Annotated in this window: 11 protein-coding genes; 9 read left to right on the plus strand and 2 right to left on the minus strand. The window is 53.1% G+C overall.

What is annotated here, in order from left to right:
- Positions 1–100 precede the first annotated feature (100 nt).
- The 3 genes from malM to ubiA all read left to right on the plus strand — a co-directional run bounded on the left by malM (position 101) and on the right by ubiA (position 2603).
- The gene (gene malM / locus OGV50_RS12775; protein WP_286488569.1) at positions 101–1042 is read left to right on the plus strand and encodes a maltose operon protein MalM; all 942 of its coding nucleotides are present in this window, start codon (positions 101–103) and stop codon (positions 1040–1042) included.
- A gap of 181 nt (positions 1043–1223) precedes the next feature.
- Positions 1224–1721 (plus strand): chorismate lyase, encoded by a 498-nt coding sequence (gene ubiC / locus OGV50_RS12780; protein WP_012134646.1) that lies wholly within the window; start codon positions 1224–1226, stop codon positions 1719–1721.
- Positions 1722–1733: 12 nt separating this feature from the next.
- On the plus strand, positions 1734–2603 hold the full coding sequence (gene ubiA, locus OGV50_RS12785) for a 4-hydroxybenzoate octaprenyltransferase (RefSeq protein ID WP_012134645.1): 870 nt from the start codon (positions 1734–1736) through the stop codon (positions 2601–2603).
- 91 nt (positions 2604–2694) lie between these two features.
- On the opposite strand, the gene plsB is transcribed toward ubiA, so the two are convergent.
- A complete protein-coding gene (gene plsB / locus OGV50_RS12790; RefSeq protein WP_049011993.1) occupies positions 2695–5115 on the minus strand; it encodes a glycerol-3-phosphate 1-O-acyltransferase PlsB in 2421 nt (806 codons plus the stop codon).
- A gap of 170 nt (positions 5116–5285) precedes the next feature.
- Between plsB and OGV50_RS12795 the strand changes: the two genes are divergently transcribed.
- From OGV50_RS12795 to OGV50_RS12810, 4 genes are all read left to right on the plus strand, one after another.
- Positions 5286–5654: a diacylglycerol kinase gene (locus OGV50_RS12795; protein WP_012134643.1), complete on the plus strand. Its 369-nt coding sequence runs from the start codon at positions 5286–5288 to the stop codon at positions 5652–5654.
- Positions 5655–5777: 123 nt separating this feature from the next.
- A complete protein-coding gene (lexA, locus tag OGV50_RS12800; RefSeq protein ID WP_012134642.1) occupies positions 5778–6386 on the plus strand; it encodes a transcriptional repressor LexA in 609 nt (202 codons plus the stop codon).
- Between the two features lie 295 nt (positions 6387–6681).
- Positions 6682–8001, plus strand: coding sequence for an MATE family efflux transporter DinF (gene dinF / locus OGV50_RS12805; protein WP_200091034.1), 1320 nt, complete (start codon positions 6682–6684; stop codon positions 7999–8001).
- A gap of 137 nt (positions 8002–8138) precedes the next feature.
- Positions 8139–8348, plus strand: coding sequence for a CsbD family protein (locus tag OGV50_RS12810; protein WP_024130835.1), 210 nt, complete (start codon positions 8139–8141; stop codon positions 8346–8348).
- A gap of 93 nt (positions 8349–8441) precedes the next feature.
- Here the strand turns inward: OGV50_RS12810 and zur are convergent, their stop codons facing one another.
- On the minus strand, positions 8442–8957 hold the full coding sequence (gene zur, locus OGV50_RS12815) for a zinc uptake transcriptional repressor Zur (RefSeq protein WP_012134638.1): 516 nt from the start codon (positions 8955–8957) through the stop codon (positions 8442–8444).
- Positions 8958–9473: 516 nt separating this feature from the next.
- Between zur and OGV50_RS12820 the strand changes: the two genes are divergently transcribed.
- Both OGV50_RS12820 and OGV50_RS12825 read left to right on the plus strand, forming a co-directional pair.
- The gene (locus OGV50_RS12820) at positions 9474–11456 is read left to right on the plus strand and encodes an Hcp family type VI secretion system effector (protein WP_115615252.1); all 1983 of its coding nucleotides are present in this window, start codon (positions 9474–9476) and stop codon (positions 11454–11456) included.
- Positions 11417–12051: DUF2931 family protein (locus OGV50_RS12825; protein WP_286488570.1), on the plus strand; the 635-nt coding region annotated here is incomplete at its 3' end. The genes OGV50_RS12820 and OGV50_RS12825, both read left to right, overlap by 40 nt.

A 12051-nucleotide genomic window follows, 5' to 3' on the forward strand; every position in this document is an offset into this window, starting at 1 on the left:
TAAGGCGTAGCCGCTATCCGGCATTATCTGCACCGTTTCTCGCGGTTTAGCGCGCTATTGCCTGGCCACCGCTGAACCCGTGCTATCTGAGGTGATAACAATGAAAATGAAGAAAAGTCTCGTCGCCCTTTGTTTATCGGCGGGGTTGCTGGCAAGCGCACCAGGCATCAGCCTGGCGGAGGTAAACTATGTTCCGCAAAACACCAGCGCAGCGCCTGCGATTCCGACCGCCGCACTACAACAACTCACCTGGACGCCTGTCGACCAGTCCAGTACGCAGTCCACACAGCTTTCCACCGGTGGTCAGCGGCTTGACGTCGCCGGTATTACAGGCTCGGTTGCCGCGTATAGCGTACCGGCGAATATCGGTGAGCTCACGCTGACATTGAGCAGCGAAGTTAACAAACAAACCAGCGTATTTGCACCGAACGTGCTGATTCTCGACCAGAACCTGACGCCTTCAGCGTTTTTCCCCAGCAGCTACTTTACCTACCAGGCCCCCGGCGTGATGAGCGCGGATCGTCTGGAAGGGGTGATGCGCCTGACGCCTGCGCTGGGCCAGCAGAAGCTGTACGTTCTGGTGTTTACCACCAATAACGATCTCCAGCAGACCACCACGCTGCTTGACCCGGCAAAAGCGTATGCGAAAGGCGTGGGTAATGCCGTCCCGGATATTCCCGATCCGATCGCGCGCCACACGACTGATGGCCTGCTGAAACTGAAAGTGAAAACCAACAGCAGCTCCAGCGTACTGGTTGGCCCGCTGTTTGGTTCTTCCGGTCCGGGACCTGTCACCGTCGGCAACACTGCGGCACCGGCGACCGCCTATACCGCACCAGCCGTTGCCGCGCCAGCGCCTGCCCCGGCGAAGAAAAGCGAGCCAATGCTGAACGACACGGAAAGCTACTTCAACAATGCGATTAAGGACGCGGTAGCGAAAGGTGACGTTGATAAAGCTCTGAAACTGCTTGATGAAGCCGAACGCCTGGGATCGACATCTGCCCGTTCCACGTTTATCAGCAGTGTAAAAGGCAAGGGGTAAGCGTCTCCCCACATTGCTGATTTTGCAACAACTGGTGCGTCTCCTGGCGCACCTTTTTTTTAGCATTCCATGCGAGTTGTTACACTTCTGTTGCGCAACCGATCACTTAATTATGTTTACGCCTCCCGTAATCTCTTTTCTGCGATACAATGCCTTTACGTTATGAAACGGAGAGTACGGCATGTCACACCCTGCGTTAACGCAACTGCGTGCGCTGCGCTATTTTAAAGAGATTCCTGCGCTGGATTCCCGGTTGCTCGACTGGTTACTTCTGGAAGATTCCATGACCAAACGTTTTGAGCAAGAAGGGAAACGGGTAAGCGTGACATTGCTTCGGGAAGCGTTTGTTGGTCCACATGAAGTGGCTGAAGAGGTGGCGCTGCTACCGGTCGAATCCCGCTACTGGTTACGTGAAATTTTGTTATGTGCAGACGGCGAACCCTGGCTTGCCGGGCGTACCGTCGTGCCTGAATCAACGTTGTGCGGCCCTGAGTTGGCCTTACAAAATCTGGGAAAAACGCCGTTAGGGCGCTACCTGTTTACATCATCAACGTTGACCCGAGATTTTATTGAGATTGGTCGTGATGCCGCACTGTGGGGGCGTCGTTCCCGCCTGCGTCTGAGCGGTAAGCCGCTGATGCTTACCGAGCTGTTTTTGCCCGCATCACCGTTGTATTAAGAGGAAAACAAAATGGAGTGGAGTCTGACGCAGAATAAGCTGTTGGCGTTTCACCGCCTGATGCGTACGGATAAGCCAATCGGCGCCTTACTGCTGCTCTGGCCGACATTATGGGCGCTGTGGGTAGCGACGCCGGGAGTGCCGCAACTGTGGATTCTGGCGGTGTTTGTCGCCGGGGTCTGGTTAATGCGCGCCGCCGGTTGCGTGGTCAACGATTATGCCGATCGTAAGTTTGATGGACATGTGAAACGCACGGCCAACCGACCGTTGCCCAGCGGGGCGGTCACGGAGAAAGAGGCGCGCACGCTGTTTGTCGTACTGGTAGCGCTCTCCTTCCTGCTGGTATTAACGCTGAATACGATGACCATTCTGCTGTCGATTGCGGCGCTGGCGCTGGCGTGGGTCTATCCCTTCATGAAGCGTTACACCCATTTGCCGCAGGTTGTGCTGGGCGCGGCGTTCGGCTGGTCTATTCCTATGGCGTTTGCGGCGGTGAGTGAGTCCGTGCCGCTGAGCTGCTGGCTGATGTTCCTGGCCAATATCCTCTGGGCGGTGGCCTACGACACGCAGTATGCGATGGTTGACCGGGACGACGATCTGAAAATCGGCATTAAATCGACGGCCATTCTGTTCGGGCGACATGACAAACTTATTATCGGGATTTTGCAGATTGCGGTGCTGGCGCTAATGGCGCTGATTGGCTGGCTGAACGGGCTGGGCTGGGGGTATTACTGGTCGGTGCTGGTGGCCGGCGCGCTGTTTGTGTATCAGCAGAAACTGATTGTCGGGCGCGAACGTGAAGCCTGTTTTAAAGCGTTTATGAACAATAACTACGTCGGCCTGGTGCTGTTTTTAGGGCTGGCGATGAGTTACGTTGGCTGAAAAAAAGCCCGGTAGCGCTTACCGGGCCTACATAACATATTGCGCAGAATGTAGGCCGGGTAGGGCGAAGCCGCCACCCGGCTTTTTATTGTCACTCGCCCTGCGTTGCGCTCTCAATGGTCAGACGCACATCCGACGTGATCAAATCGGCCAACATCTGATACACCTTCATCGTCTGCTCAGGCTCGGCGTCACCGGTATCGCTGATGTATTTCTCATCACGCAGAGTCAGCACCAGAGAACTGAACACCGCTTTATCGAAGAACTCCGGCGCGTTAATGCCGTGCAGAACGGAAAGACGTTGCGCGACCGTGCGACTCTCTTTTTCCAGCGTACCGCGGTTGATCGACGGATTCGCGCTCAGCAGCCAGAAGGTGATGGCATAGCGTTGCAGCGTTTCGCGCGCGCCAGCCGCCAGCAGTTGCAGCGTGCGAGAATGTGCCGGATTGATATGCAGCTCATCATTCTGCACGGCGATCAGCCCCTGACGTTGCATCTCACTGCTCAGCGCGTCAATCACGCTGGCAAGCTCATCGTGTTCCCAGCGCAGGAACAGTTCCGCTTTCAGCATCGGATAGAGCACGTCAACATGCTGCATCAGCGCGTCACGCGAGATGTGGCGGTGCTGGGTAATGATGGCCGCCATCAGGGAAGGCAGAACCAGCATATGCGCGATGTTGTTGCGATAGTAGGTCATCAACACGGCCTGCTCGCGCGGCAGAATGATGATATCGCCGATAGTGTCTTTCTCGACCTCAAACTTGTTCATTTGCAAGGCGTGGTCGATCAGTTCACTGGCGCTCTGCGCAGGAACCGTAGAATCTGCCGCGTACGGCACGTTGCGCAGCAGACTCAGATAGCAGTCGAGCTGTTCAGTCAGTTGCTCACGGGTCAGAGAGCGCTGGCGGGAAGCCAGCAGCGCGGTGCAGCACAGGTTCATGGCGTTGGCGGCGCCGGCGTTGTTAATGCGCACCATCAGATCGGCGGCAATGTTATTCACCGTCGGCGTCAGCCAGGCCGGGCGGATAGACTCGATAGGATCGATGGATTCACGCCACTCCGGCACATGCTGGTTGAGGTAAGTCATCAATGGCATCGGTTCGCCAAAGTTGACGTAGCCCTGGCCCAGATTACGCAGCTTGCTTAAACCGCGCAACATCTGCGGCAGGCTCTCTTTCTCTTTCGTCGCGCCACGCAGCTCTTTGGCGTAAGTGCCCACTTCCATCACATGCTCATAGCCGATGTAGATCGGCACCAGCGTGATAGGACGCGTGCCGCCGCGCAACATCGCCTGAATGGTCATCGACAGCGTGCCGGTTTTCGGGTCGAGCAGACGACCGGTACGCGAGCGACCGCCTTCGACGAAATATTCGACCGAGTAACCACGGCTGAACAGCTCGCCTAGGTATTCACGGAAAACGGTGGAGTAGAGCTTGTTGCCCTTGAAGGTACGACGAATAAAGAACGCGCCCAGACGGCGGAAAATCGGACCCGCCGGCCAGAAGTTCAGGTTGATGCCCGCAGCGATATGCGGCGGCACCAGCCCCTGGTGATACAGCACGTAGGAAAGCAGCATATAGTCCATATGGCTGCGGTGGCAGGGCACATAGACAATTTCATGCCCGTCGTGCGCCAACTGGCGCACGCGCTCGGCGTTATGGACGTTAATCCCCTGATAAAGACGGTTCCAGGTAAAGCCCAGAATACGGTCGGTCAGACGGATCATCTCGTAGGAGAAGTTGGCGGCAATCTCTTCCATCAGCGCAATGGCGTTTTGCTGCGCCTTTTCATGGGAGATTTTTTTGCTGCGCGCTTCATCTTCCACGGCGCGAGCGATGGCTTTTGAAGCCAGCAGCTTGTTAAACAGATCCTGACGGGCTGGCAGACGCGGCCCGACCGCCGCCAGACGTTGACGGGCGAAGTGCATACGTGCCACGCGCGCCAGTTTCTGCGCTATTGTCTTGTCAGTGCCGTGTTCGTCAGCCATCCGACGCAAAGACACGGACGGCGAGAAACGAACAAAGCTGTCGCGTCCCAGCCAGGAGACGGCAAAGAATTTCTGCACGCCGTTCAGCATACGTAAAGGCGGGTTCTCTTCTCCTTTTTCGCGCCCCGGAGAGCGGCCAAACATCACCGATACCGGCACCATTTGCACATCCAGATCGGGATTGCTGCGGTGGAGATCGAGATAGTTGTGGAAAAGCTTAATGGACTCTTCTTTTGGCGTGTAATAGGTGAAGACACGCGGCCCGCCGTGAATAAAGACATAACGCGGCAGCAGCGTTCCGTCGATCTCCAGCGGCTCCAGCGGGTCGGGAAGATCGTGCGCCAGACACTGGGCGCGCAGCGTCAGCAGGTCTGCTTTGGAGTTGTACGGCAATACGTACATAATAGGGCGCGATGTATCAAGCCCCAACTCCGGGGCAGGATCTGCCGGAATAGACTTGCTTTTTACCAGCACGCTTAATGGTAAATTCAGTAATTTGTAGTAAATTCGTGGCCAGCCGGACATAAACGATGTAAAGCCTCTGGTTAATAATGCAAATGCGCTGCAAGGATATCAGAAAGTCTGGTGAATTTCTGGTGTATCCCGTCATACTTCGCGCTGCGTTGCCGTCGCCCGAATCATACGGGCCAACGATATAATTTCATTGACGCTAATAATGCAAAAAGGTTCTTTTAATGGCCAATAATACCACTGGATTCACCCGAATCATTAAAGCCGCAGGCTATTCCTGGAAAGGTTTTCGCGCCGCATGGGTCAACGAAGCGGCGTTTCGCCAGGAAAGCATCGCCGTGCTGGCAGGTGTGCTGATTGCCTGCTGGCTGGATGTGGATGCCATTACTCGCGTATTGCTGATTGGTTCCGTGATGCTGGTGATGATTGTTGAAATCCTTAACAGCGCCATTGAAGCTGTTGTTGATCGTATTGGCTCTGAATACCATGAACTCTCCGGCCGCGCGAAGGACATGGGGTCTGCGGCGGTGCTGCTGTCTATTTTCGTCGCGCTGATGACCTGGGGTCTCCTGCTATGGTCACATTTCCGCTAAGGTTTTTTCGATAAAGATTCCATAACGGTATAAAACTCCTGTTTTCTGCGCAGTTTATGGTTCCAAAATCACCTTTAGCTGTATATACTCACAGCATAACTGTATATACACCCAGGGGGCGGAATGAAAGCGTTAACGGCCAGGCAGCAAGAGGTGTTTGATCTCATTCGGGATCACATCAGCCAGACAGGTATGCCACCAACGCGTGCGGAGATCGCGCAGCGTTTGGGGTTCCGTTCCCCAAACGCCGCTGAAGAACACCTGAAAGCGCTGGCGCGTAAAGGGGTGATTGAAATTGTTTCCGGCGCATCGCGCGGTATTCGCCTGCTTCTGGACGAAGAAGAAGGGTTGCCGCTGGTCGGTCGCGTCGCCGCCGGTGAACCGCTGCTGGCGCAGCAGCATATCGAAGGCCATTATCAGGTCGATCCTTCGCTGTTTAAACCCAATGCTGATTTTCTGCTGCGTGTTAGCGGCATGTCGATGAAAGATATCGGAATTATGGACGGCGATCTGCTGGCAGTGCATAAAACTCAGGATGTCCGTAACGGCCAGGTGGTTGTGGCGCGTATTGACGATGAAGTCACGGTAAAACGCCTGAAAAAACAGGGCAATAAAGTTGAACTTTTGCCAGAAAACAGCGAATTTAAACCGATCGTGGTTGACCTGCGTGAGCAGAGCTTCACCATCGAAGGGCTGGCGGTAGGCGTTATCCGTAACGGTGAATGGCTGTAATCAGGCGCTGGCACAACGCCTGATGGCGCTGCGCTTATCAGGCCTACAAATATCCCCGTAGGCCGGATAAGGCGTTTACGCCGCCATCCGGCAAATGTGCCCATAGTACCGTAGGCCGGATAAGGCATTTACGCCGCCATCCGGCAAATGTACCCATAGTACCGTAGGCCGGATACGGCGTTTATGCCGCCATCCGGCAAATGTACCCGTAATACCGTAGGCCGGATAAGGCATTTATGCCGCCATCCGGCGATTAATCGATTGGTTTATTTGACTTTTTCTCAGGCTCATCTGCATGCCTTTCTTCACATCCTCTGACAAAGCACTCTGGCGCCTCGCCTTACCCATGATTTTTTCCAACATCACCGTCCCCTTACTGGGTCTGGTGGATACGGCTGTTATTGGTCATCTCGATAGCCCCGTCTATCTGGGTGGTGTTGCCATTGGCGCAACCGCAACCAGCTTCCTTTTCATGCTGTTGCTCTTCTTACGCATGAGCACTACCGGGTTAACGGCGCAGGCCTTTGGCGCGAAAAATCCGCAAGCGCTGGCGAGAGCGTTGGTGCAACCACTCATCCTGGCGCTGAGCGCGGGGGCGCTGATTGCGCTGCTGCGCACGCCGATTATCGATCTGGCATTGCATATCGTTGGCGGTAGCGAAGCGGTGCTGGAGCAGGCAAGACGCTTTCTGGCGATCCGCTGGCTGAGCGCCCCGGCATCTCTGGCGAATCTGGTTTTGCTTGGTTGGCTGCTCGGCGTTCAGTACGCCCGTGCGCCGGTTATCCTGCTGATTGTCGGGAATATCCTGAACATCGTCCTCGACCTGTGGCTGGTTATGGGGCTGCACATGAACGTGCAAGGGGCTGCGCTGGCGACGGTCATCGCCGAATATGCCACGCTGTTAATTGGTCTGCTGATGGTACGCAAAGTCCTTCGTTTGCGCGGTGTCTCTCCTGGTATGTTGAAACAGGCCTGGCGCGGGAACTTCCGTCGTTTGCTGGCGCTTAATCGCGACATCATGCTGCGTTCGCTGCTGCTGCAACTCTGTTTTGGCGCAATCACGGTACTGGGCGCCCGTATGGGAAGCGATATCATTGCGGTGAATGCCGTTCTTATGACGTTGTTGACCTTTACTGCCTATGCGCTGGACGGCTTCGCCTATGCGGTAGAAGCCCATTCGGGTCAGGCTTATGGCGCGCGGGACGGCAGCCAGCTACTGGACGTATGGCGGGCGGCGTGTCGCCAGTCGGGAATTGTGGCGCTGCTGTTTGCGCTGGTTTATGTGCTGGCGGGGGAGTACATCATCGCACTGCTGACTTCGCTGCCGCAGATTCAGCTTCTGGCCGATCGCTATCTTATCTGGCAGGTGGTTCTGCCGCTGGTGGGCGTCTGGTGCTATTTGCTGGACGGTATGTTTATCGGGGCGACGCGGGCGGCTGAAATGCGTAACAGCATGGCCGTCGCCGCAGCCGGGTTTGCGCTCACCCTACTGACGATACCGCTGCTGGGGAACCACGGACTGTGGCTTGCGCTAACCGTTTTTCTGGCGCTTCGTGGGCTTTCTCTGGCATTTATCTGGCGGCGACACTGGCGAAAAGGGACCTGGTTTGCCTGAGTCCAGTGGTTAAAAACTCTGAATTAAAAAACGAAGGCCGAATCACTGACTACAATTAATCTCACGTTCAGCAGAAAACGTAATGCGTTTGAGCGACGTTCTCCCGCTATTCACAACCGAACGATGAGGACTTGATGATGAATAAAGACGAAATCGGCGGCAACTGGAAACAGTTTAAAGGTAAAGTGAAAGAGCAATGGGGCAAACTGACCGATGACGATATGACTGTCATCGAAGGTAAGCGTGATCAACTGGTGGGTAAAGTCCAGGAACGCTATGGTTACGCAAAAGATGAGGCGGAAAAAGAAGTGAAAGAATGGGAAAACCGTAACGACTACCGCTGGTAATCAACTTCTCCTGCCCGTGAGTACAAGGACGTACTCCCCTCTGTTCAACGTACTTGCTTTGGGCGGCGTCTGCGGATTAGCCGCCCGATTTATTTAACGTGGTTTCTTCTTCACCAAAATAGAATGGTCGTGCTGGCACTCGCCGGGGTGGCGACAGGCTTCGACTTCCACACACGCCGGGCATAACCCGTGTGCTTCAATCACGTTATGGCGCAGAGCGAACCCCATTTTTGCCGCCAGCGTATGCATAATGTCTTCCACGCCTTCAGCACACTCCTCTTTTACCACGCCACAACGGTCGCAGATAAACATGGCCGAGCTATGGGTCGGCTGATCGAACAGGTGACAGAGCACGTAGCTGTTGGTGGATTCGACCTTGTGAACAAAACCCTGCTCAAGCAGAAAATCGAGCGCACGATACACCGTCGGCGGTTTGGCCTGCGGCTCCGTTTCACGCAGCAGATCCAGCAGGTCATAGGCGCTGATCGCGCCTTCCTGCAGACTCATCAGACGCAACACTTCGAGGCGCTGGGGTGTCAGCCGCACATTGCGTTGCGCACAGAGCTTTTCAGCTTGCGCTAAAAGCTCTTGCGTGGTGGTCTTTTCCATGTGGCACCTCGGATTGCGTGAAAGGTTAATCTTCTACTTTACCATGTTCTGCGTAAAACGCCGAGAAGCAGCTCATAACACAGCCCTGGTTGCTACACATAACCGTTTTATGCAAAAAGCAATACCTGCACGGCGGCGCGTCTGTCACTGGTTTCTGTAAGTGGGTAAATTGAACCGGGAGGAATAGCCCATAAAGTCACTGGTTTCACCCGGTGGTATTATTTTCTATCATTGAACGGTTATCTATTAACGCTAATCGTATTATTAAAATCGCTCAGTAAAATTATCATGAAACTTAAGTGAGGGCCTATTATAAGGGTTTAATGTGATGCTTATGAGAATTTTATGATATTCATGTTCAGTATGCTTTAAGGGTATTTATTGTTCTGCTTTTTATTTGCGACATTATTATTCTTAAATTGTGGTGGCAATACGTTATTTCTTGACGATGCACAAAATATCATTGTCCCCAGAGAATTACTCTCATAAAAATGGTGTAATAAATCAGGGGCACAAATGGGTGATATTATTTATGTAACCATTGAGGGTGAGCATCAAGGGGATATTTCCTCTGGTTGTGGAACCACAACTTCAGTGGGGAATCGTTGGCAGCAGGGACATGAAGATGAAATTTTCGTTTTTAGCCTTACGCAGGGGATATCAAACACTGGAATGGGGGTGAAGCATCAGGGGCTGTCCTTTAGTAAAGTAATTGACAGGGCGTCACCGTTACTGACAAATGCGATCAATAATAATGAAAATCTTAAAATGCGCTTTGATATTTATCGGATCAATAGATTTGGCCGGTGGGAGAAGTATTATGTCATTAAACTGAGAGGGGCAAGATTAAATCGGCTGGTATCTGAATCACGGCAAAATAGTTTGGATTATGAATATATTTCGCTGGATTATGATTATATTCATTGTCAGCATCTTCTCGCTGGTACTGAATTCGATTACCTTGTTACGCCTGAACGATATAATCAGCTCTTTCCAGTGGCGCAGGTTATATCTCCTCCCCCGGAGCCGGAGAAACGAAAGGTTACGCTGGTGCTGGGGATCTTCTTCGATGGTACGGGCAATAACGCGGTCAATACGCGAAATATGCTGGCGGCTTGTACCGCGCAGCATTTTGACATTGATAACCCTGATGCGGAAAGAATTCTCCAAAAGAGTGCTTCCGAAAAAATGGGGCTGAGTGGTACAGAGGCAACCAGCTACTACGGATACTATACAAATATACACTGGCTAAATGAATTGTATTTGCAACGATTTCCAGCTGACGGGAAATATATTCAACATGCCGTATATATTGAGGGCATAGGTACGCAGGCTGGTGAAGCGGACAGCATGATCGGCTTAGGGCTTGGCACGTCTGATTACGGTGTAATCGCTAAAACTGACGATGCGGTAGCGCAACTGGCTGAAGCAATAAAGGCCACAATACGTATATTGGAGGGCAAACTTATTATTGAGAACTTGCTGTTTGATATTTTCGGCTTCAGTCGCGGTGCGGCGGCGGCCCGTCATTTTGCGAATCGCGTACAGTCAGAAGACGGCGCAATTGTGAATGCCATTAATGCTGGCATGGTAAAGCAGGTCTACACGGGGAAACCTGCAGGAAAGACCCGCTTTATGGGTATTTTTGATACCGTCACGGCCGTTGGAACTCCCTTTAATGGTCTGAATCCGCACAGCGCTGATACGGGCGACGTCAATATTCATTTGCGGCCCGGCGTGGCGCAAAAAGTTTTCCATATCACCGCTCAGCATGAATGTCGCTATAACTTTGCGCTTAACAGCGTGGCACCTGCCTGGCCGGAGATAACCTTACCCGGAGTGCATTCCGACATTGGCGGCGGTTACCTGCCTAAGACGCGTGAGGATCTGTTTCTTACCCGCCCACAGGTGGACACTTTACCATTAAATCAGCCTGATGAACGTTCCGGCGCTTACCGGAAGACCATGGCACAACTACCGGTTCTGGAAGCCTCTCCTGCTATCGCACCGATTATTCGTACTAATGAAATCACCCCTGAAGTTTGGTCAGACGACTACGCCGCTACTGACCGTTATGGTCAGATGCAAAAGCGCAGCTTTGCCGCACTGACTCTGCGCCAGCGTATTGTCCGAAATGACTGGTCGAAGGTAATTCTGTGGGTGATGGTCGATGCGGCGAAGGAGGCGGGAGTGATGTTTGAACCCCTTGAGAACAAAAAAGATATTCAGATTCCAGGTGAGCTTCTCACTTTCTATGAACATGCAACAAGGATAGGTAAATTCGCGCGTTTGAGACAGCCAGCAATCGGTTTTTCCGGGCAAGACATCGAAATTATCGCCAAAACCTATATCCACTGTTCAGCAAACTGGAATGCCGTCGCCGTAAGTAAAACGGGTAAACCACAAGGCGGGGTTTCTGCTTCTGAAACGATCGGCTTCGTTAACCGGCCTGACGCAGGATGGCTCAGAACAGTTTACAACATGGACGGGAAACAATGATGAACGCACGATGGTTACATATTCTGGCAGTCCTGCTGGCGCTGGCGGGGTGCAGTCACCCGCAGACGTATCCCTTACAGTCGAAGCAGGCTGCCAGCGGCGACTGGACATTGCCCTACGGGAAAGGGAGTTTTTCTTTTATCACCCCCTGGCAGTTGCCTGCATATGTTACACAAGCGCGGGTAATCGATACCGACGGGTATCTCTATACCTTTTACACACTGGACTCCACACCAAGAGATCCTGATTCCATTGATAAATGGACCAAAAATATGCATGGCGGAAGCGTTAATTTCAATAAAATCAACAAGCCTCCGCAGTTTATTGTGTTCTGCTGGGATTCCTTAATCGATCGCCGGACTTATGAAACCCGCGTGATATTTTCACCCGCAATGTGGCAGCGTATGAAGACACCTGCCGATCATCTGTTTGGCGGGGAGCCTCTGTGGTACAACAATATTCTGTTCGGCCTTGCGCCTGGCGGCAAGGTCAGGATCTGGTTCCCTGATGCAGGAGATTATCCTGCCATCCCCGTAACGCCCCGGAAAATCCACACCCTGTCGGGTAATGAACTGACGATCTGTAAGGAGGGGGC

Source organism: Citrobacter sp. CK180 (genome assembly GCF_030333655.1).
Taxonomy (GTDB): domain Bacteria; phylum Pseudomonadota; class Gammaproteobacteria; order Enterobacterales; family Enterobacteriaceae; genus Citrobacter_B; species Citrobacter_B koseri.